This is a genomic window from Singulisphaera sp. GP187, from assembly GCF_900129635.1.
In the GTDB taxonomy this organism is placed as follows: domain Bacteria; phylum Planctomycetota; class Planctomycetia; order Isosphaerales; family Isosphaeraceae; genus Singulisphaera.
The window spans coordinates 1,053,936-1,079,869 of sequence record NZ_FSRB01000003.1 but is presented as its reverse complement, the minus strand read 5'-3'; the positions used below and the strand labels follow the sequence as shown (position 1 = coordinate 1,079,869).

26 protein-coding genes are annotated in these 25,934 nt (G+C 63.8%); 17 read left to right on the top strand and 9 right to left on the bottom strand.

Annotated features, from left to right (window positions below; genetic code table 11):
* Positions 1–422 precede the first annotated feature (422 nt).
* From BUS42_RS40340 to thrS, 4 genes are all read right to left on the bottom strand, one after another.
* Positions 423–908, bottom strand: coding sequence for a hypothetical protein (locus BUS42_RS40340; RefSeq protein ID WP_074317351.1), 486 nt, complete (start codon positions 906–908; stop codon positions 423–425).
* Positions 909–914: 6 nt separating this feature from the next.
* Complete coding sequence (locus BUS42_RS40335; RefSeq protein WP_074317348.1) at positions 915–1,916, bottom strand: pyridoxal-phosphate dependent enzyme; 1,002 nt, start codon at positions 1,914–1,916, stop codon at positions 915–917.
* Positions 1,917–2,240: 324 nt separating this feature from the next.
* The gene (locus tag BUS42_RS40330; RefSeq protein ID WP_074317346.1) at positions 2,241–4,001 is read right to left on the bottom strand and encodes an SMI1/KNR4 family protein; all 1,761 of its coding nucleotides are present in this window, start codon (positions 3,999–4,001) and stop codon (positions 2,241–2,243) included.
* Between the two features lie 176 nt (positions 4,002–4,177).
* The gene (thrS, locus tag BUS42_RS40325; RefSeq protein ID WP_074317344.1) at positions 4,178–6,400 is read right to left on the bottom strand and encodes a threonine--tRNA ligase; all 2,223 of its coding nucleotides are present in this window, start codon (positions 6,398–6,400) and stop codon (positions 4,178–4,180) included.
* 448 nt (positions 6,401–6,848) lie between these two features.
* On the opposite strand from thrS, the gene infC reads away from it, so the two are divergent.
* The 9 genes from infC (at position 6,849) to BUS42_RS40280 (ending at position 14,586) form a co-directional block, all read left to right on the top strand.
* The gene (infC, locus tag BUS42_RS40320) at positions 6,849–7,352 is read left to right on the top strand and encodes a translation initiation factor IF-3 (RefSeq protein ID WP_074317342.1); all 504 of its coding nucleotides are present in this window, start codon (positions 6,849–6,851) and stop codon (positions 7,350–7,352) included.
* Between the two features lie 238 nt (positions 7,353–7,590).
* Complete coding sequence (gene rpmI / locus BUS42_RS40315) at positions 7,591–7,896, top strand: 50S ribosomal protein L35 (protein ID WP_074317340.1); 306 nt, start codon at positions 7,591–7,593, stop codon at positions 7,894–7,896.
* A 132-nt stretch (positions 7,897–8,028) separates the two neighbouring features.
* Positions 8,029–8,433: a 50S ribosomal protein L20 gene (gene rplT / locus BUS42_RS40310; protein WP_074317338.1), complete on the top strand. Its 405-nt coding sequence runs from the start codon at positions 8,029–8,031 to the stop codon at positions 8,431–8,433.
* Positions 8,434–8,547: 114 nt separating this feature from the next.
* Positions 8,548–9,558 carry a phenylalanine--tRNA ligase subunit alpha gene (pheS, locus tag BUS42_RS40305; protein ID WP_074317336.1) on the top strand — a complete coding sequence of 337 codons (1,011 nt, stop codon included), beginning with the start codon at positions 8,548–8,550 and terminating at the stop codon, positions 9,556–9,558.
* Between the two features lie 117 nt (positions 9,559–9,675).
* The gene (locus tag BUS42_RS40300; protein ID WP_074317334.1) at positions 9,676–9,915 is read left to right on the top strand and encodes a hypothetical protein; all 240 of its coding nucleotides are present in this window, start codon (positions 9,676–9,678) and stop codon (positions 9,913–9,915) included.
* Positions 9,916–9,954: 39 nt separating this feature from the next.
* A complete protein-coding gene (locus tag BUS42_RS40295) occupies positions 9,955–11,463 on the top strand; it encodes an APC family permease (RefSeq protein ID WP_074317332.1) in 1,509 nt (502 codons plus the stop codon).
* Between the two features lie 28 nt (positions 11,464–11,491).
* Positions 11,492–12,061, top strand: a complete 570-nt coding sequence (locus BUS42_RS40290) for a Uma2 family endonuclease (protein WP_074317330.1) — start codon at positions 11,492–11,494, stop codon at positions 12,059–12,061.
* Between the two features lie 8 nt (positions 12,062–12,069).
* Complete coding sequence (gene pheT, locus BUS42_RS40285; RefSeq protein ID WP_074317328.1) at positions 12,070–14,085, top strand: phenylalanine--tRNA ligase subunit beta; 2,016 nt, start codon at positions 12,070–12,072, stop codon at positions 14,083–14,085.
* Between the two features lie 24 nt (positions 14,086–14,109).
* A complete protein-coding gene (locus BUS42_RS40280; RefSeq protein ID WP_074317326.1) occupies positions 14,110–14,586 on the top strand; it encodes an SEC-C metal-binding domain-containing protein in 477 nt (158 codons plus the stop codon).
* A gap of 230 nt (positions 14,587–14,816) precedes the next feature.
* On the opposite strand, the gene BUS42_RS40275 is transcribed toward BUS42_RS40280, so the two are convergent.
* From BUS42_RS40275 to BUS42_RS40265, 3 genes are all read right to left on the bottom strand, one after another.
* Entirely contained in the window at positions 14,817–14,993 is a 177-nt protein-coding gene (locus BUS42_RS40275) for a DUF1328 family protein (protein ID WP_074317324.1), read from the bottom strand.
* 138 nt (positions 14,994–15,131) lie between these two features.
* Positions 15,132–15,554, bottom strand: a complete 423-nt coding sequence (locus tag BUS42_RS40270; RefSeq protein WP_074317322.1) for a CsbD family protein — start codon at positions 15,552–15,554, stop codon at positions 15,132–15,134.
* 187 nt (positions 15,555–15,741) lie between these two features.
* Positions 15,742–15,963 carry a hypothetical protein gene (locus BUS42_RS40265; RefSeq protein WP_074317320.1) on the bottom strand — a complete coding sequence of 74 codons (222 nt, stop codon included), beginning with the start codon at positions 15,961–15,963 and terminating at the stop codon, positions 15,742–15,744.
* Between the two features lie 299 nt (positions 15,964–16,262).
* Here BUS42_RS40265 and BUS42_RS40255 point away from each other — a divergent pair, with 299 nt between their 5' ends.
* The 4 genes from BUS42_RS40255 to BUS42_RS40235 all read left to right on the top strand — a co-directional run bounded on the left by BUS42_RS40255 (position 16,263) and on the right by BUS42_RS40235 (position 19,970).
* Positions 16,263–16,706 carry a hypothetical protein gene (locus BUS42_RS40255; RefSeq protein ID WP_074317316.1) on the top strand — a complete coding sequence of 148 codons (444 nt, stop codon included), beginning with the start codon at positions 16,263–16,265 and terminating at the stop codon, positions 16,704–16,706.
* A 295-nt stretch (positions 16,707–17,001) separates the two neighbouring features.
* Positions 17,002–18,573, top strand: coding sequence for a GTPase family protein (locus BUS42_RS40250; RefSeq protein ID WP_254054106.1), 1,572 nt, complete (start codon positions 17,002–17,004; stop codon positions 18,571–18,573).
* 207 nt (positions 18,574–18,780) lie between these two features.
* Positions 18,781–19,533: an ElaB/YgaM/YqjD family protein gene (locus tag BUS42_RS45845; protein WP_254054105.1), complete on the top strand. Its 753-nt coding sequence runs from the start codon at positions 18,781–18,783 to the stop codon at positions 19,531–19,533.
* Positions 19,512–19,970, top strand: coding sequence for a phage holin family protein (locus BUS42_RS40235; protein ID WP_074317314.1), 459 nt, complete (start codon positions 19,512–19,514; stop codon positions 19,968–19,970). The genes BUS42_RS45845 and BUS42_RS40235 overlap by 22 nt, the downstream gene beginning before the upstream one ends.
* A 139-nt stretch (positions 19,971–20,109) precedes the next feature.
* Here BUS42_RS40235 and BUS42_RS40230 read toward each other — a convergent pair whose 3' ends face one another.
* Positions 20,110–20,550: a CBS domain-containing protein gene (locus BUS42_RS40230; RefSeq protein ID WP_074317312.1), complete on the bottom strand. Its 441-nt coding sequence runs from the start codon at positions 20,548–20,550 to the stop codon at positions 20,110–20,112.
* Between the two features lie 85 nt (positions 20,551–20,635).
* Positions 20,636–22,030: a sigma-54-dependent transcriptional regulator gene (locus BUS42_RS40225; RefSeq protein ID WP_074317596.1), complete on the bottom strand. Its 1,395-nt coding sequence runs from the start codon at positions 22,028–22,030 to the stop codon at positions 20,636–20,638.
* A gap of 350 nt (positions 22,031–22,380) precedes the next feature.
* Here BUS42_RS40225 and BUS42_RS40220 point away from each other — a divergent pair, with 350 nt between their 5' ends.
* The 4 genes from BUS42_RS40220 to BUS42_RS40205 all read left to right on the top strand — a co-directional run bounded on the left by BUS42_RS40220 (position 22,381) and on the right by BUS42_RS40205 (position 25,900).
* Positions 22,381–22,578, top strand: a complete 198-nt coding sequence (locus tag BUS42_RS40220) for a hypothetical protein (RefSeq protein WP_074317594.1) — start codon at positions 22,381–22,383, stop codon at positions 22,576–22,578.
* A gap of 430 nt (positions 22,579–23,008) precedes the next feature.
* On the top strand, positions 23,009–24,154 hold the full coding sequence (locus tag BUS42_RS40215; RefSeq protein WP_074317310.1) for a sensor histidine kinase: 1,146 nt from the start codon (positions 23,009–23,011) through the stop codon (positions 24,152–24,154).
* A 29-nt stretch (positions 24,155–24,183) separates the two neighbouring features.
* Complete coding sequence (locus BUS42_RS40210) at positions 24,184–24,792, top strand: hypothetical protein (protein WP_254054104.1); 609 nt, start codon at positions 24,184–24,186, stop codon at positions 24,790–24,792.
* Between the two features lie 124 nt (positions 24,793–24,916).
* Positions 24,917–25,900, top strand: coding sequence for a YihY/virulence factor BrkB family protein (locus tag BUS42_RS40205; protein ID WP_074317308.1), 984 nt, complete (start codon positions 24,917–24,919; stop codon positions 25,898–25,900).
* Positions 25,901–25,934 lie beyond the last annotated feature (34 nt).

Below are 25,934 nucleotides of genomic sequence, written 5' to 3'. Positions count from 1 at the left end.
GATTCGTGGACGTCAGAGATGAGTCGGTCAAATTGGTACGAATTTTTGTTGTTTTGTATTGGTGTCTGAAATTCGTGTTTAAATCATGCCCTGTCGTGTCAGGCAAGCCGTCCGGCCGTCGCGGTGCGGTTTCCATGGTCGCCGGTGCCTGGGGGACATCCAAGCAAGCGAATGCTCACGCCAATGGTGCAGAGAGATGCAGCGATTATGATCGACAGCAGGTCCCGCGATCGCATCGAGCGAATCGGGTACTGAGGCAATGGCATGGGTGCGCCTCGGTGCGGCACGACGAGTACACGCTGGTCGTTCGAGTCGGCGGCCTCACTGCATTGTAGGAGCCGATCAAGAGGGACCCCACTGCAAAAAGGTGAGGGCGATCGAGATGCCGAAAGCAAGCGAAGTCTCGCGCGAGGCAAATCACCTCAGGAAACAAAGAAAGGCCCGGGGGACTCGGCTCTTGGCACGGCGGCGGCGAGCTTTTCCAGGCAGCGAGCGGAGGTCCTGGTGTTCTCTTCCACGTCGATCGCCAGGCGGATGAGGTAGCCCATGGCCAGGAATTGGAGGCCGGCACCCAGCGGACCCATCGCCCACAAGATGACGAACAGGCTCAGGAAGTTCTTGAACGAGCCGCCAACCGGCGGCGCGGCGACTGGGGCTCCGCCGCTGGTCGGCCTGATGATGAGGCCGGTCAGGGAATTCATGAACGAGTCGCCAACCAGCGGAGCGGCGACTGGAGCTCCGCCGTTGGCCGGCCTGACCATTTGGCTGGTCAGGTAATAGAGTCCGAAGGCGAGGAGGAGGGTGCCGACGATCAGTAGGATCACCCCGATCCACGTGAAGATCAGGCTGATGATTCGCAGGCCGACGTAGCGCTCGCCAGGCTCGTGATCCGCACGAATCGTTGCCATGATCGATTATTCTCCCTGGGTCAACCACTTCGCGGCCAGCGCCTGGAACAAGGGCTCGAGGTCGACGTTCCCCCCACTGATGATAATCCCAACCTTGAGGTCACGCACCGGCAGTGTCCCGGTCAGGACGGGTGCGACGGCCACCGCGCTCGACGGCTCGACGATGATCTTGAACCGCTCCCAGAGGAACCGCATCGTATCGAGGATCTCCGACTCGGTGGCGGTCACGATCGCATCGACGTGGTGGCGGATCACCGAGAAGGTGCGAACGCCGAGCGAGGTGCGGAGTCCGTCGGCAATCGTGCGGGGGTCGCCCGAGGATTCGATGGTGCCGGATTCGAGCGACCGCTTGGCATCGTCGGCCCGCTTCGGTTCCACACCGATGACTTTTGTGGATGGAGATCGCCCCTTGACCGCGAGCCCGGTTCCCGCCAGCAAGCCGCCGCCCCCGACCGGGCAGAGGATCATGTCGAGCGGCCCGGCCTGGTCGAGCAATTCCCAGGCGACAGTCCCCTGCCCCGCGATCACCTGCCAGTTGTCGAACGGGTGAATGAGAGTGGATCCATGCCGCTCGATCTCGAGGGCGACGGCCGCCTCACGCGCGGCCAGGGTCGGCTCGCACGAGACGATCCGGGCGCCGTACCCTTGGGTCGCCGCGTGCTTGATCGCCGGCGCGGTGTGGGGCATGACCACGCAGACGGGAATCCCGAGCAATTGGCCGGCCAAGGCCAAGGCCTGCCCATGGTTGCCCGAGGAGTGGGTCACGACGCCGGTCGCGCGCTTGGCCTCATCCAGTTGCAAGAGCGCGTTCATGGCTCCGCGGAATTTGAACGCCCCGATCCGCTGGAAGTTCTCGCACTTCAGGACGACCGATCCGCCGCAGCGCTCGTTCAGGGTCCGCGAGCTCATGATGGGCGTGACGTGAGCCCACGGCTTGAGTCGCTCGGCCGCTTGTCGGATGTCGTCAACGTCGATCGAGGCGGTCGCGGGTTGGGACTGGTCGTTCACGGCGATAGGGCTCCTGGAGGACTGGCGTGACGGATCGGGAACGAAGCTCGACCCTCGTTCAAATCATCAGAAAATCAGTAGTCATCAGCTTGTCGAGGTGGACGCAGTCCAGCAACCGCGGATTGGGGGCCGTGAGACTCGAGCGTCGCGCATGCCGACTTGTCTGCAAGTATACCAGGGTCAGACGCCACGCTGATCGGGAGGTTCGCGCAGCGCCGGCTCAAACGGTTTTCGAGTTACTGTGCGTGTGTCCAATTGCGAAGGGAGCCCTCGATCGCACGCGTGGCGGGCGCGGGGTTGATCACGTTGACGTCCCCCGACGTCTCAGCCGATCGTCTTGGACCGGTACGGCTTGCCCTCAGTCGAACTCTGCAACCGCTCGATCCGCCAGCCGCCTCCTTCTCGCTTGAGGAGGACCCGCCAGTTTCGCTCTCCCTCCAAGGAATCCGAGATATGCGTCGACCAGACGTAGGCCGTCTCCTCGTCACCTCGGTAGACAAACACCTCTTCGAACGTCTTTGGGGCGAACCGGGGCGAGTCGTTGAGGGTGAAGTTGTCGCTCTGGCTCCGCTGGGCCCAGGCGGTCAGGTATTTGGCGAAGATCGCCGATCGCTCGGCCATCGCCGGCGCGTAGTGAGGGCCGATATTGAGACGGTCCTTCAACCACGGATGTTCCCAGAATTCGTCGTAATCCAGATCCTCATGCGCCTTGCCGAACGCGACCGCCTCGGGGACCGGCAGGCCCTCGTCGACGTATTTGCGGAGCGGGTGGATGCTCCCCCGGATCTGACCATCGGGGCGTTCGTTGATGGACTCGAAGCCGAGTTGCTCGAGGGGTCGGACGGCGAGCCATCGGAGTTCCCAGGCGCGATAGTCGGCGAGGAAGCCATCGACCACACTTCGACACTCGCGGTCGGTCTCGGGGTCGGCGAGTGTGGGATCGGGCGGTGGAGGCGTGTTGACCCCTTGAAACTCCGGGGCGAGCTTGGCCTCGGCCCAGTGTTTCCATTGATGGCAGATCGACGACACCCTGGGGCGTTTCATGTAGAGGTATCGATCGCCGATCTCGTCGTCGGGGCCGCCGGTGAAGTGGAAATTCCCCGCCTCCAGCTCGTCGGCGTAGTCTTCAAGGAACTGGGCCCAACTTGTGGCCAGGACGGACTTGTGTTCGTTCTCGTCCCGGCCGAAGTTGATCACCTGGCCGACTACCCCCCTCGGCCCCGGGGCGAGGTCGATCCCCAGGTAGTTGCTGTGTGAGGCGTAGAGCGGGATCCAGCCGCGACATGCGTAGCGGACCTGGATCGCATCGACGGGGAAGACCTCGGAGTCGCTGAAACTGCCCCCTTCCGGGGCCCCCTCGTCTTCGAAATCGGCGAAGTCGGTCCACTGCTGCCAGTGTGGCAGGATCTCCTCGCACCCGTTCCGGGGATCGTCACGAATCGAGTCGAGCCCGTAGTCGTAGAAGACAGTGTTGATGAAATCGGGCTCGTCCGCGTCCTCGTCGTCTCCTTTGAACATCTCCACGTATTCGCGTGGCACCCAGCCGATCCCTTCGTGGATCCGGTACGATGCCTTGACGTCTTCCGGCAGCTTCTGGCCGATCGCCTGTTCGAAAGCGGCGATATGCTTCTCCGAAACGCCGGGCAGGAGCCTGGCGACGACCTCGGGGCAATGCCTCGCCATCCAGGCCTCGATCCGTTGCCAGGACTCGGCCACCGGAGCGGGATCGTGGGGGACCCGGCGGATCAGTCCTTGGTCGGTGAATTCAGGAAGCGAACCTTGAGGCCGGGGGGGAGGTTCCACCGGGCTCGGCATGGTGAACTTCGGCTTCCTGATCGAGGTCGCGGGGACTTCGTGGATCTGGACTTCGTCCCAGTCGACCTGCTGGCATGCCTGCCAGAACGCTTCGAGCCTTGCGCGGTCGTCGGCGTCGTCGGCGATCCAGAAGTGGGTCTTGACGTTGCCATCGGCCAGGACCTCATTCCAGAGGAGACCGGCGTCGTCCTGGCCCCATCGTTCGGGAGGACTGATCAGGCGATGGATGACGACCTCGGTCTCTTCCGCTGCATCCCCGTCAAAGCTCATCGCGGACTCCCCTCGATCCGTGCGTGATGGTTGGAGCCAGATCCGGCGGGGATTATCGCGAAGGCCGGCGTGTGTCGCCACCACGCAGGTATCGAGGCGGAGGGAATCCTCTTTCGATTTCGAGGCGAGCGAAGGACAGGCTGGCTGCCTGTCCTTCGCGATTCCCCGTCACTCCGTCAATAGGCGTGCTTCTCCGTGGTATCCTCGGTCGCCACCGGGATGGCGGCCGGGGGGGCGGTTTGGCGGATGGTCCGGGCTTCGGACTCCGCCTTGAGCTGGGCGATGGCCTGGGCCAGGGGCATGGCGCCGCGGTCGCCGTCGATCCTGTCGCGGTAGGAGACGGTCTCTTGCTCGGCCTCCTTGGCGCCGACGACGAGCATGACCGGGATCTTCTCGAGCTGCGCGTCGCGGATCTTGGCGCCGATCTTCTCGGGGCGGAGGTCGATGCTCGTGCGGAGGCCGGCCGCCTGGAGGTCGGCGAGGACGCGCTTGGCGTAGTCGGCGACCTTATCGGAGATTGGCAGGACGCGGACCTGTTCGGGGGCGAGCCAGAGGGGGAAGGCGCCCGCGAAGTGCTCGATCAGGATCCCCATGAACCGCTCCATGCTGCCGAACGGGGCGCGGTGGATCATCACGGGGCGGTGCGGTTGGTTGTCCGGGCCAGTGTACTCGAGGCCGAACCGCTCGGGGAGGACGTAGTCGAGCTGGACGGTGCCGAGCTGCCACTGGCGGCCGATGCAGTCGCGGATGATGAAGTCGGCCTTGGGGCCGTAGAAGGCGGCCTCGCCGGCCGCTTCTTCATAGGGGAGCTTCATCTCGTCGAGCACCGAGCGGATATCATCCTCGGCGCGGCGCCAGGTGTCGCCGGCCGCTCCGGCGTACTTCGGATCTTCCGGGTCGTGCTTCGACAGCCGGAGCTTGTAGTCGGTCAGGCCGAGGCTGCCGAGGACGTACTGGGTGAGCTCCATCGTGGCCCGGAACTCGTCGCGGACCTGGTCGACGGTGCAGAACAGGTGGGCGTCGTCCTGGGTGAACCCGCGGACCCGGGTCAGGCCCGAGAGCTCGCCCGACTGCTCGTAGCGGTAGACCGTGCCGAACTCGGCCAGGCGGACCGGCAGGTCGCGGTAGCTCCTCGGCTGCGCGGCGAAGATCTGGATGTGGTGCGGGCAGTTCATCGGCTTGAGGAGGTATTCCTCGCTCACGCCGAGTTGCTCGACGTACTTGATCTTCGAGGCCTTGTCGAGCGCGAAGAACGAATCGGTGAACGCCGGCGCGAGCTGCCCTTCCTGGCCTGCCTTGCTCTGGGGCATCGACTCGGGGATGCCCGCCTTGGCGAGCAGGGCCTTCTGGGTGGGTTCGTCGAGCTCGTCCTTCTCGAGCCCCACGAGCAGGGTCATCGCGGCGTCGTCGAGCAAGCGGAGGACCGGGAACTGCGAGTCCTTGTAGTAGGGGTAGTGGCCGCTCGTCTTGTAGAGCTCCACCTTGCCGATGTGCGGGGTGTAGACCGGCTGATACCCGCGCTTCATCAGCTCGTCTTTGAGGAAGTTCTCGAGGACGCCCCGGACGACCGCTCCCTTGGGCATCCAGAGGATCAGGCCCGAGCCTACCAGTTGTGAGATCGTGAACAGGTTGAGATCTTTGCCCAGCCGGCGGTGATCGCGTTTCTTCGCTTCTTCGACCTGGGCGAGGAACGCGTCGAGCTCTTTCTTATCGAAGTAGGCGGTGCCGTAGACCCGCTGGAGGACCGGGCCGTCGGTTCGGCCTTTCCAGTAGGCCCCCGCGATCGACATCAGCTTGAAGGCGCCGACCTTGCCGGCGTGGGGGATGTGGGGGCCGCGGCAGAGGTCGACGAACTCTCCCTGGCGGTAGAAGCTGAGAATGCCGTACTTATACAACTCGTCGTTGATGTGCTCAACCTTGAACGACTGGCCGAGCTCGTCGACGAACTGCCTGGCCTCGTCGACGGGGAGGCTGAACCGTTCGAACGGCTCGGCCGCCTTGAGGATCACGGCCATCTCGGCTTCGATGGCCGGGAAGTCATCCTCGGACAAGGGGCGGCCGGCGAGGACGACGTCGTAGTAGAAACCGGTGGCGGTGGTCGGGCCGAAGGCGAGCTTGGCGCCTGGGAAGAGCCGCATGATCGCCCGCGCCATGATGTGCGCGGTCGAATGCCGGAGGACGTCGAGCGCCTCGCGGTCTTTGGAGGTCAGGAGGCGGAGCTCGATCGGCTGTTCCCGGCCGTTCTCGAGCGGGCGATCGAGGTCGACGATCGTGCCGTCGGCCACCGCGGCGACCGCGGCTTCGGCCAGGCGGCGGCCGATTCCCTCGGCGATCTCGCGCGGTCGCACCCCTTCGGGGTATTCCTTGAGCGATCCATCCGGAAGCTTGATCTGGACCATGGCCCCACGCCCGGCCCGACGGCCGGCCTTTCCGTTCCCAAGAACCAAAGGCGGACGGTCGCCCCCCGACCCACAACGCCGGTTCGGCCCGTCACGCCGCAAACTGACTGCCGCGAAAACCGAGGAGGCGCCAGAAAAAAAAAGGCGTCTCCAACCGACCCCCCGGGAGCGCGCGAACTCCAGCCTAATCCAAGGTCGCGGCCTCTGCCAAGGGACAGTTCTGAGGCAAGGTGCGGTCGGCACGCTTATTGCGGCTTGCGGAAATACCCTCTTGACAGTAAAATTGATCGATTGTAGAGCATAAGGTTGCCTCGCGACGGACGAGGGCTTGCCGCGGGGGTGAGCTTCGTGGACGTCCGGGGGTTGTCGGTCTCTCTCCCCTGCGAGGGAGGGCCGGGCCGCGCCCCGCCTTTGGTGAGGCTGATCCCATCGTCCTGGGGAGGACGCTATCGACCGGAATCTCAGGGTTAACGAGCAGATCCGCATCTCACCGGTGCGGGTGATCAACGCCGAAGGAGCCATGCTCGGCGTCATGCCGACAGGCAAAGCCATGGAAGCGGCCCGCGAAGCGGGTCAGGACCTGGTGGAGGTCGCTCCCAACGAGCGCCCACCAGTCTGCAAGATCATGGACTTTGGTAAGTTCAAGTACTCGCAGAAGAAACGGGCGTCGAAGCAGAAGCAGCACCAGGTTCAGGTCAAGGAAATTCGGGTTCGCCCCAAGACCGGCGACCACGATATCGAGGTCAAGGTCAAGCGCGCCCGCGAATTCCTTGAACACAAGGACAAGGTGCTGGTCAACGTCCTCTTCCGCGGTCGCGAGCTGGCGCACATCGACGAAGGCCGCAAGGTCATGGACGAAGTGCTCCAGGCGCTCGATGACGTGGCGAAAGTCGAGAAGAACCCCTCGATGGAAGGGAAACGGATGACGGCGATCGTCGCCCCGCGCGCCTGATCGCCCCGGTCGCCGCACCCGCCTCGCTCCGTCATGCCTGACTTGCCTCGAAACAACCCTCTCCGTCGCGAAGCTTCGGCGTTGCGGTCGGAGAGGGATTTTTTTTGCGGTTTGCCGGTCAATTGGAGTTGGCCGGGGGACCGTCGCCGTGTTATGTTAATCGACTCGGCCGATTTCGCGGACTTCCCGCCGGCCTTCTGCGCGATACCGCCAGGCGATCGGTTAGGATAGGGTCATTATGCCGAAGCTCAAAACGCACAAGGGAACGAAGAAGCGGTTCACGGTTTCGGCCACCGGCAAGGTCAGCCACAAACGCTGCGGGTCGTCGCACTTGATGAGCCACAAGAGTGGCAAGCAGGTTCGTCGGCTCCGGAAGAAATCCATCCTGTCGATTTCTGCCGAAGCCCATCGGCTGCGTCGCGCCTTGGATACTCGCGAGAGCTCGCAGCCCGACGCCATCAAGTCGGCCCGGCTCCAGTTCCTTGCCGAACGGAAAGCTGAACGTGCCGCGGCTGCGGCTGCCGCCGCTGCCCCCACAGCCTAATTGCATTGCTGCGACGTCTCGACCGACGTCCCGTTGGATCACGACTGATCACGACGATTCACCAGGCCTGAGACGCCCTTATTCAGTTCGCCGAAAGGCGCTGGGCGTCGTGTTGGAAATTGAGAATCTACGATGCGTGCAACGAAGGGCGCGGCCCGCAATAAGGCGAAGAAGCGACTGTTCAAGGCCGTCGAGGGGTTTGTCGGCGGTCGCCGCCGCCTGCTCCGGACCGCCAAGGAGACGCTGCTCCGAGCCGGCATGTTCGCCTTTCGCGATCGCCGGGCCAAGAAGCGTCATTTTCGCCGTCTGTTCATCACCCGCCTGAGCGCCGCCGCCGAAATGCGCGGACTTCGCTACAGCCGCTTTATTCATGGCTTGCACCTGGCCAACATCGGCCTCGATCGCAAGAGCCTGTCCGAGTTGGCGATCCTCGACCCCGAGACGTTTGACGTCATTGTCGGTCGGATTCGTCACGAGCTCGACCAGCACGACGCCAAGATTCGCGACCGTCAGGCGGCCAAAGTCAAGACGGCCTGAGCCGAGCGAGACGCGCCTTCTGTCTCTCAATGTCTGAGCGATTGAAGCCATCTCTCCGATCTGAAGAGGGCCGGATCGGTTCGCGCCCGGTCACGGCCCGATGGAACGAGGCCAATGAGCTCCGCCGACCCAAATTCCCAGGCCCTCGCCGATCTTGACTCCTTGGAATCGGCGGGCCTTGCCGCCTTCGGTCAGGTTGAGTCCGCCGAAGGGGTCGAAGAGGCCCGGATCGAGTTCCTGGGCCAGAAGCAAGGTCGGCTCAAGGCCGCTCAGGAACGACTCAAAACGCTGGAACCGGCCGCCAAACGCGGCTACGGCCAGCGTTTCAACGCTGTCAAGCAGGCGCTCGAGGCGGCCTGTGACCAGGCCAAGATCCGCCTGGAGCGGCCTGCCGCCCTCGCCGATCGCGGGATCGACCTGACCCTGCCCGGGCATCGGCCCCGGCTCGGTCATCGCCACCCGCTCACCCAGACGGCCGACGAGCTGATCGACCTCTTCGGTCGGTTTGGCTTTGCCGTGGCGCGCGGACCCGAGGTGGAAGATGTCCGCCACAACTTTGAAGCGCTGAACATTCCCCCGTCCCACCCCGCCCGCGATCCGCTCGATAACTTCTATCTGAGCGAAGGCACGATGCTGCGCAGTCAGACGAGCACGGTGCAGATCCGGGTGATGGAGAACCAGCCCCCGCCGGTTCGCGTGATCGCCATCGGCCGGGTCTATCGGCCCGATACGGTGGATGCGACCCACTCGTTCATGTTTCACCAGATCGAAGGGCTCATGGTCGATCGCGGTGTGACCATGGCCGATCTCAAGACGGTGCTCCGCTTATTTGCCCAGAGCTATCTCGGGGAAGATGTGCAGATCCGGTTCCGACCCTCGTTCTTTCCGTTCACGGAACCGAGCGTTGAGGTCGATATGCTCTGGCACGGCGGCGACCGTTGGGTTGAAATGGGAGGTGCGGGGATGGTCGATCCCAACGTCTTCCGCGCCGTCGGCTATGACCCGGACGAGGTGACTGGATTCGCCTTCGGGCTGGGCATCGAGCGGCTCTGCATGCGGCGACACAAGATCGATGATATCCGACTGCTCTACCAGAACGATGTGCGGTTCCTCTCCCAGTTCTGAGTCCACTGGTGCGGATCAATGACCAGGACATGACCGGGCTCCGACCGTGACCGGATCGGAGTCCTGGACTCGGCCTAGTCCGCCTCGGGACTCGATCCCCCGATGAGGCCCCTTCCCATGGCGACCGACGAGAGCCGAATCATCGTGACGATTGGTGCCACGGCTCATACCGTGAGCGTCCATCATCACAACTTCCCCGAGATTCGCGCTGAGGGACAGAATCCGGAAGATGCGGCCGCGTACCTGGTCAACCACCTGACCCGCGCCCTCGACAGCGCCCTGACCCCGTGGCGGCGGGAAACCATGAGTCAGGCGATCGCCGACGTTCAGGCCTTCGTCGTCGCCAAGGGTTCTTAACCGAATCAAACGAGCGACCGGCGCAAGGCAGGAGACGCGATGCCGACGACGACAATCGAGCCGAGCGAGCCGACCCCGACCTTGGTCCGCGCGCTCGGGCTGGTCGACGCCACCATGATCGTGATGGGCTCGATGATCGGGTCGGGCATCTTCATCACCTCGGCCGAGTCGGCCCGCCTGGTCGGCTCCCCCGGCTGGCTGCTGGTGGCCTGGGCTCTGGCCGGCCTGATGACGATCACAGGCGCCCTCTGCTGTGCCGAGCTCGCGGCGATGATGCCCAAGGCAGGGGGACAATACGTCTTCCTCCGCGAGGCGTATGGCCCCTCGCTGGGCTTCCTGTTCGGCTGGTCGATGTTCCTGGTCGTGCAGACCGGGACGATCGCCGCCGTGGCCGTCGCCTTCGCCAAGTTCCTCGGCGTGCTCATCCCCGCGGTCGCCGCCGACCAATACCTGGTCGCCCCCCGCGCCTGGGGCCACTATGCGATCAGCCTTTCGTCCCAGCAACTGGTCGCGATCCTCTTGATCGTCGCGTTGACGGTAACGAACACCCGCGGCCTGAGAGCGGGGAAGCTGATCCAGAACTCGTTCACCTTCACCAAGACCGCCGCCCTGTTCGGCCTGATCGTGGTCGGCCTCACTCTGGGGCTCAACCCCAAGGCCGCGGCCTGGACCTCCTCGTGGTGGAACCCGGTGGCCAACGGTTGGGACCCCGCGCAAGTTCAGACCGGCTTCCGCGCGACCGGCGGGGTCGCCCTGGCGATGCTCCTGGGCCGCGCGATGATCGGCCCCTTGTTCTCGCAGTCGGCCTGGAACAACGTCACCTTCACCGGCGGTGAAGTCCGCAACCCCGGGCGCAACCTTCCCCGCGCCTTGGTGCTCGGCTGTGGAACGGTCATCCTCCTCTACCTGCTGGCCAATATCGCCTACCTCGTCACGCTCCCGTTCGACCAGATCCAGGGGGCGCCTCAGGACCGGGTCGGAACCGCCGTCATGCATGCGGTGTTCGGCCGGGCGGGGACGGTCGCGATGGCGGTCGCGATCTTGATCTCGACGTTTGGCTGCGTGAACGGCCTGATCCTGGCCGGGGCCCGGGTCTATTACGCGATGGCTCGTGACGGCCTCTTCTTCGAGCGGGTGGGAACGACCAATCGCCAGCACGTGCCGGGCGTCGCGCTGGTGGCTCAGGGCGTCTGGGCCTGCTTGCTGACTCTGCCGGTGACGGTCGCGATTGATGCTTCCACCCAGAAGGCGAGCTACGGCAACCTCTACAGCCAGCTTCTCGAATACATCATTCCGGTCGATGTGGCGTTCTACATGTTGATGGTTGGGGCTGTCATCGCCTTGAGACGGAAAGTGCCCGGGGCGGAACGTCCCTACCGTACGTTCGGCTACCCGCTGCCCGCCCTGATCTACCTCGGTCTGGCCGTGCTCGTGGTGCTCGACTTCATCGTGATGACCCCCGAGACGTCGGGGATCGGCGTCCTGATCGTGCTGGCGGGAATCCCGGTTTACTTTCTCTGGTCGCGGGTTGGGCGGAAGGCGGAATAATTCCTTCGAGCTCTCGGGAGGATATCTCATGGCCAGCGCATCATCACCGTACGAGACCTATCGATTTTCCGTTGAAGATTATCATCGGATGGCTGAGGCCGGCATTCTGAGTGAGGATGCTCGCGTCGAGCTGATCGAGGGGGAAATCGTTACCATGAGCCCCATCGGCTCGCGTCATCTCGCTTGCGTGGACCGTCTCACAGAACTGTTGGTTCCTGGGGTCCGCCCTCGAGCGATCGTCCGCGTCCAGGGGTCGATTCGATTGAGTAATCGTTCCGAGCCGGAACCCGACCTCGTTCTGCTCCGGCCCCGGCAAGATTATTACGCTGCGATCCCCGCGTCGCCGAGCGATGTCTTGACTCTCATTGAGGTCATGGACTCGTCGGCCGGGTACGATCGAGGAATCAAGCTGGGGCTCTATGCCCGCGAAGGGGTCGCCGAGGTCTGGCTCGTCGACCTGAACAAGGAATGGATCGAAGTCCATCGTCGCCCGATCTCGGGTGTTCACACTGAGATCCAGATCCGGCCGCGTGGAGAGAGTGTCTCTCCCGAGGCGTTTCCCGACCTCGTCCTCGCCGTTGACTCCATCCTGGGTTAGGGAAGCCGATGATCGTTAGTTGGAACTGGTTGGCACAATATGTCCGGCTCGACATGCCGGTGGACATTTTGACCGAGCGGCTCGCCCTGACGGGTTTGAACCACGAGTCGACGACCGAGGTCGGTGGCGACCTCGCGATCGACCTGGAGGTGACCAGCAACCGGGCCGACTGCCTGGGGCACCTGGGAGTCGCCCGTGAGGTCTCGGTCCTGTTCGAACGCACGCTCAACGCGCTCGATCCCAGGCCCCCGGAGTCCGGGCCGGCCGTCGCGACCCGGACTGGGATCACCGTCGACGATCCTGCGCTCTGCGCGCGATTCACCGCGCGGGTGATCTCGGGCGTGAAGGTCGGCGAGAGCCCCTGGTGGCTCCGCAAGCGACTCGAGACGATCGGCGTGCGGCCGATCAGCAACATCGTCGACATCACGAACTACGTCATGTTCGAGTGCGGCCAGCCGCTCCATGCCTACGACCTCGACCGACTCGCGGGCCACCGGCTCGTGGTTCGCCGTGCGCGCAAGGGGGAGACCCTGACCGCGATCAACAACAAGGTCTATGAGCTCGCTCCCGAGATGCTTGTGATCGCCGACGCCGAACGGCCGGTCGGCCTGGCCGGGGTGATGGGGGGCCTGGATACCGAAATCGGCGCGACGACCACGAACGTGCTGATCGAAGCCGCCCGGTTTGATTCGATGTCCATTCGTCGGACGGCCCGGGCGCTGGGGCTGCACAGCCCGTCGAGCTACCGGTTCGAGCGCACGCTCGACCCCGAACGCACGGAATGGGCCAGTCGGCGGTGTGCGGAGCTGATCCTCGAACTGGCCGGGGGAACGCTTCACCCCGGCTTGATCGACGTGAGCACCCCCCTGCCCGCTCGGCCGTCGATCCAGCTTCGCTATGCGCAGATCCCTCGGGTGCTCGGGATCGATGTTCCTCAGCCACGGGTTCAGGCGATCCTCCAAGATCTGGGGCTCGAGCCGCGCGGCGGCACGAGCGAGTGGGGCGAGTTCCAGCCGCCGAGCTGGCGGAGCGACCTCGACCGTGAGATCGACCTGATCGAGGAAGTCGCGCGGATCCACGGCTACGAGCATATTCCCGAGAATCGGCTGGTCCCTCTGGCCAGTTCCCCGCGCGGGTTGCGGGAACGGGTCGAATCCGAGATCCGAGGGGCCCTGACGGCCTGCGGGTTCGACGAGGCGGTCACATTCAGCCTCGTGGCGGACGAGCTCAGCGCTCCGCTCGACCCCGATCCCGAGACGACGGCGATCCGGGTCGACCACTCGAGCCGAAAACGCGAAAACGCCCTGAGGCGGAGCCTCGTGCCGAGCTTGCTGGCCGTCCGCCGTCATAACGAAGCGCACGGCAACCCCGACGCTGAGCTCTTTGAAATCGCCAACGTCTATCGACCGCGTCCCGGGTCGGTCCTGCCCGCGGAACCGACCCGCCTGGCCCTGGTGAGCGGCCGCGACTATCGCGGGCTCAAAGGGGTGGTTGAGGCGCTCCTGACCCGCTTGCATGCCGACCACGAGCTCGAGGTTCGCCCCGCGGCCCTGGCTTATTTTGCCCCTGGTCGTGGCGCCGAGCTGCTCCTGGCGGGAACGCACCTGGGCTATCTCGGCGAAGTTGACCCCGCTCGGCTCTCCGCGCTCGAGCTTCGAGCCGCGAGCTCAGCCGTCGAGCTCGAGCTCGACGTCCTGATGGCCAAGGCCAATCTGGTTCCGCTCCATCATCCGCTCCCCCCGTTTCCGGCGGTGATGCGCGATCTTTCGCTTGTCGTTGCGCGAAGTCTCGCCTGGTCGGAGCTCGCGCGGGCCGTTCGCGACGCGGCTGGCCCGACCCTGGAGGCGGTCGACTACCTCGACACCTTCCGCGGTGGGAACCTCGACGACGACCGCCAGAGCCTGCACTTCGGCCTCCGGTTCCGCCACGCGGAGCGAACCTTGACCGGCGAGGAGGTCGAACAGGCGATCCAGACGGTGATTGCCGCCTGCGCGGATCGCCTTGGTGCCACGTTGCGATCGTGATCTTTTACTGAGAATTGTGAGTCTATGTTCGATAATCGTTGGGACAATTGGTCGGGAGATTTCGCCGAATCGTTCGTGGCGGGGCAACTCGACCCGCGGGTTCTTGGATCCGTTTCCGAAATCCTGTCTCACTTCGGCCAGTCTGTCCGGTCGATCGACCGTGACTTTCCCGACGAGGTGTCGCCGGGGACGTTTGCGACCGTACTGACCGAGCGGATGCCCCGGCTGGTGCTGCCGGAGGAGGCCCGCCCGCTCGTGCCCGAGGTGATTGCGCAGTTTCTCGAATATCTCCGAGAGAGCGGCCGGGTCGGCGAAGGGGCGGACTGGGCCGCGCAGATCCGCGTGATCGCCCGGTCGTACAACGAGCGGCTCAAGCCGGGCGGAGGCGTCAAAGGCGTGCCGATCCGTAGGCCGGCCGAGGTCTCCTCGGCGGGCCGCAATGACCCTTGCCCATGCGGTTCGGGGAAGAAGTACAAGAAGTGTTGCCTGGGGCGAGCCTGAGCCTGTGGGGTCAACTGGGGTGAGAACCCCAGCCCCCGCGCTCAAAAAAAAACGGCCGCGAGGCGAGGCGCTCCTAATCAGGAGCGCCTCGCCTCGCGGCATTCTGGGGATCACGGTCGGGACCGGTCACTGTCATTCGCTCAGCCGTTGAACACGATTTTTTCTTGATTTTCTGATCGGTTCCGGGTGCCCGTGTGTCCCTCGAAGGCAGACTCGTCCAACGGCTTGGCCTAGATCGTCGGGCCGTCGAGCGCCCGTCGGCCCATCACGAGCGAGACCACGAACAGAACCAGGAAGAGGACGAAGCAGATTCGGGCGATGTCGGATGCCATGCCACCGATGCCGCCGAATCCGAGGACGCCAGCGATCAGCGCGACGATGGCGAACAGAATGGCCCAGCGCAGCATTGTCGTGTCTCCTCAGTCAGAATTGTCATTTTTTGTCAGAGCCAAGATCACGTCAACCGTGCGAACTTAGCCGGGAGTCGACCGGGCGTTCATTCGTTCGTGCGTGCGTCCGCCCGGTCCGTTCCGCGGTCTGACGGGTTATCGGGAACGCAAGGCCAGGCCCACGATCAGGCCGGCGACCAGACCGACACCGAAGGCGGTGGCGACGGACTGGGTCGGGTTGTGCCGCACGTGTTCTTGCACCGAGTCGATTCGCTCGCGGGCCACGTCGGCGAACTCGCTGTAGTGCTCACGAAGCCGGCCCCCCGCGTGCTGGGCGTACTGGCTGACGGACTCCGCCGCCTGGGAGACGGCCGACGCCCCTCGTGAGGTCAATTCGGTGAGATACCGCTCGATGTTCTCACGCCCCTCACCGGTTTTCTGCTGGATTCGACCCACGAGTTGGTCGATGTTGCCGCCCTGGATTTGCAGGTCATCATCAGTGAGCTGACCCCACTTCTCCTTCACCTGCCCGCGTAGCTTGTTCCACTGACCCTGCAGCTCTTGTGCGTTGATCGCCATGGTGATGATTCTCCCGTCATTCCCCCGTTTGGCCGGCCACACAGCCGGGCTTCTTGGGAGGTGAGGGAGTGCAACCGCAATGCCAACCCTCGGGAATCACCAGGTTTTGAACTCAAGGATTGGCCAAAAAAAAACGCCCCCCGATTGAGTCCGGGGGGCGAGGCAGGCAGTGTCGCCGGTTCCGAAATTACTTCGGGGCGTCGGCCGGGGGAACGGCGGGGGCGTCGGCCGGGGGAACGGCCGGGGCTTCAGCCTTGTCCGGAGCGGCGGGCGCGTCGGTCTTGGCGTCCTTCGCGGGTTCGCCGGGGGCTTCGACCTTCGGTTCTTCAACCTTGGTTTCTTCGCCGCAGCCAACCAAGCCGAACGAGGTGACGCCAAGGATCAACGACAGAGCCAGGAAACGCTTCATTGGAGATTTTCCCTTGGGGAAGGAGAACTTCAAACGATCGGCGACGAGAGGACCCCCCAATGGGGCCGGTGACGCCGCGAAGTCTCTTGAGATGATCGCAACCTCTATGGCAGAGGGTCAACCCCTTCTCAAGAAGGATTTCAGAGTTCTCGCTGGGTACGTTACCACCCTGGAGCATGCAGTCAAGTTCCCAGCGGAAACAAAGGAGCGACGGCATGGTCGTTGCACGAGGTAATCCGACGTCAGGCCCCGTCCTTTTTCGGGCCTCATGATGCACCTTCTGCTTAGGAGTCACGGCAATGCCAAAGGGTAATTCAGAGCGACAGAACGGTGGAATGGGTCGCGGCGAACCCGAGCGTGGCGGCGAGAACCGTGGCGTTCGCGACCAGGTTCAGGCGGTGGGCCACCAAATTCATGAAGGGGTCGCCCAGGTCGGCCAGCGGCTTGGCGAGGGTTACGACTCGGCACGTGAGGACGCCGCGCGACGCCTCCGACTCGCCGAGGGGATGGTGGCCCGGAACCCCGCGCCATCGGTTTTGATCGGGTTCGGGATCGGTTTTGGCTTTGGGATCGTCCTCACCACCCTGCTCACGCGACCTCGACCCGAGGAAACCTGGGCCGAGCGCCATCTTCCCGATCGACTTCGCAACGCGCCCGACTCGCTCGGCCACCTGGCGGACACGCTTCGCAACCTTCCTGAAGCAATCGCCCGCCACCTGCCCAACGCCATGAGGAATAGTTGACCGTACCCACGTGACCGCGTTCCATAGTGGCCTTAGTGGTTCGCCCCGAACGTCGGCCCTGAGGGCCTCGGTTCCGGCCCGTCATTCGACCCCGATCCTGGTCGAGCGGCGAGCCGGATCGTCGTTTCCGTCCCTTCGAATGGGGGGCCACGATTTCCAACGACTTGCCGCCAGGGCCTTGCTCCGGCCGGACCATTTGGGGAAAGATGCGGAGGGTCGCGGCGAACAAGTCAATGACGGGTGACGTTTTGATTTCGGTGGTGATGGGGTCTCGTCTCGGTCCGGGGGCTTGGCGGTGATCAAAAACTGGCGGGCGTGGGTTCTCCTGCTCCTCTTGGTCGGTCCGTTCCTGGCCTACATTGGCTTCGGAACCCTCTGGTTGTATGAGCGGAGATGGCTCTGGCCGGCCGGAGCGCTCTGGGTGGCCTCGGGAATCGTCTTTGCGATCCTCGCGGCGCGGTGGACGAAAGCGACGACTCCGCTCTTGCCGCCGCTCGATTGGGATGCGCCCCAGACGTTCACGGCGTTCGACCGCAAAGCCTGGGAGTTCGTCGAGAACGAGGCCGACCACGGGGACACGATCGCGCTGGAGGCCCTCAGCGACATCGACATCTACATCGAGACCTCCCGTCGCCTGGCCCGTAAGCTCGCGGAGCACTATCACCCGCTGACCGGAGACCCGATCGGGCACGTTCCGGTCGTGGAATTCTTGACTGCCATGGAGCTGGCGGCCGAGGATCTCAACAACCTCTGCCACCAGGTGCCCGGCGGTGACATGCTCACGGCGTCGCACTGGAAGCAGGCCGTGCAAGTGGCCGGTTACTTTCAGAAAGCCAACGACATCTATTCGTATCTCCTGCCGATCTTCAGCCCGATCACGGGCCTGGCGCGGCTGGGGACACAGCAGTGGATGGTGAAACCGGCCTGGAAGAACATGCAGCAGAATCTGCTGCGCTGGTTTTACCGGGCGTTCGTCAACCGCCTGGGAATGCACCTGATCGAGCTCTACAGCGGCCGCCTGGCGATCGGGACCGATCAATACCGACGGCTGACCCGCAAGTCGGCCAAGACGGTCCAGGCGATCGACAACGAACTGGCCACGCTGGTCGTGGCGGTCGCCGGAGCCCGGGGAGCGGGCAAGAGCCGGTTGATCGAGTCGTTGAAGCAGGCGTGCGCGGGCGACCTGTCGCTGGTGAAGGCCAAGCTGGCGGCGGGGGGGCTCGACGAGGCGCTCATCGAACGGCTGCGGACGGCCCAGTTCGTGGAGACACCGGGCTACACGACGAACCCAGGGGGGGAGTCGGCCCGCGACCGGGCGACCCGCCGCGAGGCCGTGGAGGAGGCGGTGGAGGCCGACCTGATGATCCTGGTGATCGATGGTCGTCGCGACTCGATCACCGCCGACGTGTCCTTCGCTCAGGCCTGGGATCGCTGGTATGTCGAACATCCAAGGCTGGAGATTCCCCCCGCCATGGCCGTCGTCACCATGGTGGATAAATCCGACTTCGGCGCCGCCTGGAGCCCGCCTTACAACTGGGGCAGCGGCCAGCGGAGCCGCGAGACGGCCGTCAGAACGCGGCTCGACGCCACCCGCGCCGCACTTCCCCCGACGATTACCGAGGTGGTCGCGGTCGGCCTCTCGGAAAGCTCGCCGTTCGGGATCATCGAGCTGTTGCTCCCCGCACTCGCCTCCCTGTTCCATCGGGCGGAGCGGACCGCCCTGATCCGCCACCTGCACCGCGTCTCCACGCGCTCGAAAGCGAGCCGGTTGATCGCGCAGGTGGGCCAGCAGGGGCGGTCGATCTGGGAGAACCTCCGCGCGGCCCGAGGGAAGCGCAAGGCCGGGAGCAAGACCCCGCAAGGTTGAGTACGATGCAACTGAGCACTGTTTTGCGCATGTAAGGGAATGCCCGGCGCAATCATACGGTGATTGGTTCTGAACTTCCCAAAGTGGCGGCGGACAATTCTCCTTGGCATTGCGGTTGCTGGTGACTCCAAGGGTGACCGGTGGGGCGCTGTTTCCGCCGCGGTTCCTCGAGACTGAGTCCGAACGACCCCGACGGGAGCAATGGTTGTGGCCACCGCGACCAATGACGCTGACGAACTCCGACTCAAAATGGCGCAGATTCGCCGCGAGCTCCATGCGGACGTCCGCGACGTCGTGGCCAACGCCGAGGCGGCGGCCGACTGGCGTCGCTACATCCGGATGTATCCCTGGACCGCCCTGGGCGTGTCGGCCGCCATCGGTTATCTGATCGTCCCCCGGCGCCATAAAATCGTCCCGATGCCCGTGGCCATCCCGACGACTGACGCGGCCGAGGTGCGCGAGGTGATCGAAAAGGTGCAGGGCGAGGTCAAAGGGGCGGAACGCAAGGGGCTGTTGGCCTCGGCGTTGAGCTTCGTGACTCCGGTGGCGATGCGGGCCGTGCAAGGCTACGCCGTGCAGTATTTGGAGAACTGGATCGCCCAACAGCAAGCGCAAGCGATGGCGGGGGGCCGTCCCCTGCTCCGCCGGATCGGCCCGAAAGCGCCGGGCATCCGCGGGAGAAGACGACGTTTTGATCGATTCATCCCGAAAAGGCTCGAAGGTTTCGAGTTGAGGAGGCGAATGACGATGATCGACCGCATGCAAGGCCTGGAAGCGAACCTTGGTCCTCAAGCCGAGGAACTCAAGGAGCGGGCGCTCGAGTACGCGGCGACCGCGCGCGAGCGACTGGCCGAGGGGAGCGAGCGGATCAAAGAATACGTTGCCAAAGAACCGGCGCGCGCTTTGGGCATCGCGCTGGGAGTGGGGGTGCTGCTGGGATGGATGATCAAGCGAAGGTAAAAAACGATTCGACCAACGGGTCCGCCGAGAGCATGGTGGGAAGTATCGCCGGCTTCGGCAACGATGTGGCGACCCTCGCCGAGCTTCAGCTCAAGCTCGCCGCGCTCGATTTCAAGGAAACGTCGGCCCGGGCCCTTGTCCCGCTCGCCCTGGTCGTGGTCGCCTTGGTCGTGATTCTGGGCAGCGTGCCGGTCGCGATCGGGGGCGTCGCGCTCTTGATTGCCCAGGTGACGCAACTCAGCATCGGCGGGGCCCTGCTGGTGACCGCCATCGTCACCCTCGGCCTGGCGTCGGTCGTCGTGGTCGTTGCCGGCCGCAAGCTGGGCGCATCGCTGGAAGGGTTCCAGCGTTCGCGTGACGAGCTGATCCGGAACATCTCCTGGATTCGTACGGTGCTCGTCTACAGCGGCCGCGCCGTGCCGAAACGTCGCTGGTGAGCCCAAACGCTCGACCGCGCGGTGCCGTCTGTCTCGAGTCCGGGACAGACGGCACCGCGCGGTCATGCTTTCGATTGGCGGGGTTTCGGGTTCCGTCGCCCGCTCGTCGGCGGGGCGACGGATCGAAACCGGGGCGCACTCAGGGCTTTTCGACGACCTCAGTGACGGCCTCGCCAACCTCACGATCGGGAACGTAGGGTGCGACGTCGGCCCAGGAGACGATTCCGAGCAGGCGTTCGTCCGCGCCCACGACCAGCAGCCGACGGACGCGACGATCGCCGAACTGGCCGACCAAGGTGTCGATGTCCAGCTCGGGCGCGACCGTGAAAACACCTTGGGTCATGATCTTGCCGACCGGCAAGTCGGGGAGGTTCTCCTCGTGTTCGGCCAAGGCCAAGGCGACGTCGCGGTCGGTGAGGATACCCACCGGCTTGCCGTCCTCAATGACGGGAACCGCCCCGCAATCGGCGTCGCGAAACAGGAGAACCGCTTCGAGCACGGTGCTGAAAATCGAACAGGTGCGGGGGGCGGGCGTCATCACGTCAGCGGCCGTGAGCTTCGAGCGGGAGGGTTCGGCCATGGGGACGCACTCCAAGGGAATTAGGGGGTCAAGCCGACGCAATCCTTGAGAACTCTCCCGTGCAAGTCTTGGACCAGACGCCCACTCATGTCGATTTGAATGGGTACTTGTCGATTTCGTACTGGCTGATCTTTCCCGAAACACTTCGTCGGGAGAGGCCGCAGAGTTCCGCGCAGCGACCGACGTTCCCTCGGCTCTTTTCGAGCGCCTTGAGAATGTACTGTTTCTCGATCTGCTCGGTGGCTTCCTTGAGGTAGTAGGGCAACGGGTGCTGCAAGTCGATGTCGTAGTGGGGTTTTTCCTCGTCCGAGATCCCGGTGACTCGCGCGGGGAGCTTGTCCGGATTGATCGTGTCGCCAACGGTCGTGACCGAAGAGCGCTCGATGGCGTTCTCGAGTTCCCGAACGTTCCCCGGCCAGCGATAGGCGAGCAGTCGCTCCATGGCTTCGGGCGCCATCTTTTTGGGGGGCTCGTTGGGCCTGGCGTACTTGTTGAGGAAGTGGGTCACGAGCAAGGGGATGTCTTCGGGGCGGTCGCGCAACGGGGGGACGTCGACCTTGATCACATTGAGGCGGTAGAACAGGTCTTCGCGGAACCGGCCCTCCTTGACCTCCTTCTCGAGGTTCTTGTTGGTGGCCGCCACGACCCGGACATCGACCTCGATGCTTTCGTGGCCGCCGACCCGCTCGAATCGCTTCTCCTGGAGCACGCGCAGCAGCTTGGCCTGCATCGCCTGGGAAATGTCGCCGATCTCGTCGAGGAAGATCGTGCCCTTGTCGGCCAGCTCGAACCGCCCCTTGCGTCGCGCGTCGGCCGAGGTGAACGACCCTTTCTCGTGGCCGAAGAGCTCGCTCTCGAGCAGATTCTCGGGCAATGCCGCGCAGTTGATCGCCACTAAGTTCCCTAGCCGCTCCTCACTGGCGTAGTGCACGGCCTTGGCGATCAACTCCTTGCCGGTCCCCGTCTCGCCTTCGATCAGCACCGTGCTCTTGGTACCCGCGATGTGCCGGATCAACTCGAAGATCCCGTGCATCGTCGGGTTTTTGCTGATGATGCTGTTGAAGCTGTAGTTCTCTTTGAGCTGCTGACGGAGCTTGAGCACCTCGTCCTGGAGCGCCCTTTTCTTGAGCGCTCGATCCATGACGAGCTTCAAGTTGTTGGGGTCGATTGGCTTGGTCAAAAAGTCGTACGCGCCGAGCCGCATCGCCTCGACCACCCGGTCGATCGAGCCGAATCCGGTCGTCACGATCGTGGTCACCAAGACCCGCCGTTGCGCCACTTCGCGGATCAGGTCCATGCCCCCCATGCCCGGCATCTTCAAATCGGTGATCAGCACGCTGTAATCGGTCTCTCCCAAGGCGGTCAACGCCTCCTGGGCACTCGAGACCGTGTCGACGCTCAGTTCGTCGGATTCCAGGAGCTTGCGCAACTGAGTCGTCAAGTAAGGGTCGTCATCGACTACCAGCAGTTTTCGACGCATGCGATCGTCCTTCTCTCTCACGTCGGGGGAACCTTGACGCTCATCGGGTCGTTCGTCTTCCGCGCGAACGTCTGCTCGGCCGTGAGCAAATTCGGTTCCTTCGCGAATTGCTTTTCCTGAATCGATGGGATTATTCACGGAAGCCTCATTTGCTCGCGGAGAGGTGAGCGAATCATTTCCTAGGTTAGGTCAAAGGGAGGATCGGCGTCCAGTGATGCGCCGAAAAGGGGTGCGGTCGCCGTTCTGAGGTATGAAAATTGCTGCACGAGATTCCCTTGGTCTCTCTGAGGTTTTCGAAGCCTTCGCGTGAAGGATTTCGAGCCGCCGGTTCGGAGGAAGGAGCGGTCGTGATGATCGACACGTTGAAGACGGAATTCCCCGCGGACATGGCGCGAGCGGCGGACTTCCCAGAGATGGGCACCCTCGAGAACATCGCCAACGACGCCATGGATTCGTTCAAAGCGTATGCGCGGGAGCATCCGACTTCGGTGGCGCTCTGGGCGTTGGGCATCGGTTTTGTGCTCGGCTGGAAACTTAAGCCCTGGTGAATGAACGGAACGGAGGCGCGGTCCTGAGCGGGCGGCCCTTGTCCGTTTTATGCGGGACCGAGCCTTCGAATTGGGGGCACGCTTTCCTGGGGCGATCCCAGCTCCCGGAGCCGTTTCCGGCCGTGGGTCCTGGGGGTGGTGGGCTCCTTTGGAACGCGAAGTTAAAATGCGGGGGAGAGGAATCACGAGGGGCCCGAATCGATGGAGTTGGGACCTTTGGGAGACCTCAACCAAGAATGGTCGCGTCGTCGACCTTGAGCCGAATCCCTTAGGTCCTTCGATAGACTCGCTTCGGATTGGTGCCAGGCCTGGCGGATCGATCTCGGCCGATTGGCTTTTCGTCGTTCGTCAGCTTGCAATTCGAGGGAGTTCCTGAGTTCTTGACGCGGACGTCACGCCCACTCTCTGAAAATAAAGGATACGATTTAGCATGCTACTGACGGCGCAGTCGGCTGGGCACGCGAGGACGACGACGAAAGGACTCGAACTCGCGGTGTTCGAGGTCGACCCCACAAAAGGGTCTGAGATCTCGTTACCGTTAGAGGCTCAAGGATATCGAGTTCGTCGCTACAACTCGACGACCGAGGCCATTGCCTCGCTCAGGGATCCCGCACGTCCCGCGCTCTTGATTCTGGCGACGGATCCGGCTCCGGCGGGAACGAACACCTCCTCCGCCCACGAACTTTTTGCCCTCGCTCGAGAGTTGAGTCTCCCGACGCTCGTGATTCTCGAACCGGGCGGCGATCTTAAGGCATTGCTCGATCAGAATCTTGAATTCTTCGACTGGGTCGCCCGCGCCAGCGTGCCGAGCGAGTTGTCCGCCCGCGTGGCCGGGTTACTCCATCGTCAAGCCCGTAAGGCGGAAAGTGGTCCGACGGCGTCGACGATGCCCACCGACCCCCGCTTTTTTCCGCTCATCGTCCACGACCTGAGAACCCCGCTCAACGTCGTCGGCCTCTCGTTGCGGATGATCGATCAAGCGTTGCCGCGGGGAAATCCCGACCTCGAGGAGGACCTGCGGTTTGTCGAGGAGAGCTTCAAGCAGATCGAGCGCATGCTCTCGCAACTCAGTGATTACTACCGACTCTTCGAGCCCGAGGCGCCGGTGGAATCGATGGAGTTTAGCCCGGCGCGGCTCTTGAGCGAAGTCGTGGAAACGCGTGTCTTGAAGGCGGGGGCCAAGGCGGTCCCGATCCATCTTGAGGTTCACCAGTCGTGTCCGCCGGAGGCCTTGCTTGACCAGAGTCGGGCGAAACAGGCCATCCAGTATGCGCTCGGCAACGCCTTGGCCGCGTCCAAGGTCGAGGGGGTCCATGTCACCCTGCACGGCGGGCCGGACCGCTGGGTCACCGAGTTTAGCGTCAAGCATCCCCCGCCTCCGACGGTCACGTCGGTCGAACTTCGCTCCGACCTGTTCGAGCGGCTGTGCGGGACGGCCGCCGAACGGCGCGGCATGGACCTGGCGATCGCGGCGCGGATCAGCGAGATGTTCGGCGGAGCCGCCCGGCTCGAGGTGGACGAGACGCGTGGGAGTACCATCATCCTCGATTGGCCGGCACGGTCGGAAACGAAGTGACGTCAGGGGGAGCAATTCCTGAGCTTGGCATGAAGGTTGCCCTGCAAAGGATCGAGCGGTCGGACCGCGAGAATCCAGGGACAGGCCAATCGATCATCACCTCAGATCAGAAAGTCAGGCCCTTGATGGCGAGTGCATCCACAATCAATCGCACCTGGATCGCAACGGAGTTCTCCAAGGGGATCGGCGCGGAACAATGCCTGCTCGACGAAGCCAAGGCGCGGTCGCAGGCACCGCCCGACCCTTCGCTCGGGGTGATCTACCATGAGATTGCCGCGGCCGATGAACGGCACCTTGCGATCGTCGAAACCATCGCCACCCGCTATGGCTACACGCCCTCCCGGAGTGTCACGGGCGGGATCGGCGAGACCCTGGGCCGGCTCAAGGAGCGGGTCAGCGAAATGGGGAGCTCAGCACACCAGCGGGTCGCCCACGACTTGGTCGCCAAGGCCAACGCGATTCACTGGTGTACCGCCTGGGTCCAGACGTTCCAGAACCTGGGCGACGCGGAAAGCGCGCGTGAGCTGGCCGTCGTCTTGACCGAAGACCAGGCGCACCGGGAGGCCTTGCAGGAAGGCCTCAATCGCCTTGTTTTCCAAGGGGCGGTCGCCGAGGACGCCACCGCCAACCCGAAGTAAACCTTGGGCGACCGAGACCGTTGAATCGAAGCGACACCAGCGGCCCTCGGGAGAATCGACCCGGGGGCCGCTCTTGTTTGGTGGCACAGGAACAGGCCCGGAATCGAAAGGAATGAAGGCGACTATGTTTCTTCCGTTTCGACTCCGCGAGGCGCTGACGCTCGGCGGTCTGAGCGTCCGCGAGCTCATCGTCAGAACGTGGCACAAGGTTGAGGAACACGAAGTCTTCACCAGGGCCGCGGCCGTCGCCTTTTACGCGATGCTGGCGCTCGTGCCGTTTCTCGGCCTGGTTCTGACCCTGGTGGTCCAGCTCTTGCCCGACTTGACTGGACGCTCAGGAAATACGGTCGGCGTGGCGAACTTGACCGTCGAGCAACTCGATTCGACGTTGCGGACGATGTTTCCCAAGGAAGCGTATGGGGTGATCAAGGACCAGATCGTGAGAATCCAGAAGGATTCACATCTCGGTCTGATCTCGTTGGGCCTGGCGGTCACGATCTGGCTGGCCTCAAGCCTTTTCCTCGCCGTGATCGACGCGATGAACCGGATCTATGGGGTGACCGAGACCCGACCGTTCTGGAAGCTGCGGCTCACGGCGATTGTGATGACCTTGATCCAGGCGATCATTCTGGTCGGCTCTCTGCTTGCGATCGTCGCTTGGCCGCAGATTTTGAGCTGGCTCGGATTAAGCACGCCCGCCCAGATCGTCGCCACGATCATTCAGTGGGTCGTGGTCTTTTTGATGGTCTCGGTCAGCTTCGCCCTGACCTTCTACAACGGCCCCGACGCCCAGCAGCGTTGGGAATGGATCACCCCTGGCAGTGTTGTGGGAACGTTTGCCTTCATGGTCCAGACGTTTGGATTTCGGATCTATGTTCAGAATTTTGCCAATTACAACCAGGCGTACGGGTCGCTCGGAGGCGTGATGGTCTTGCTCTTCTGGTTCTGGATCTCGAGCGTAGTCGTCCTCACCGCCGCCGAGCAGAACAAGATTATTGAAGACGCGTCCCCGCTCGGGAAGACGTACGGGCAGAAGGTGGATCCCCCCTCGTCGCCGGATTTCGAGGAGATGAAGCCGGAACTCTCGTCGCGCGAACCAGGCGCGTAGGACCCACTCGGCTTGAGTTGAGAATTCGGACCCA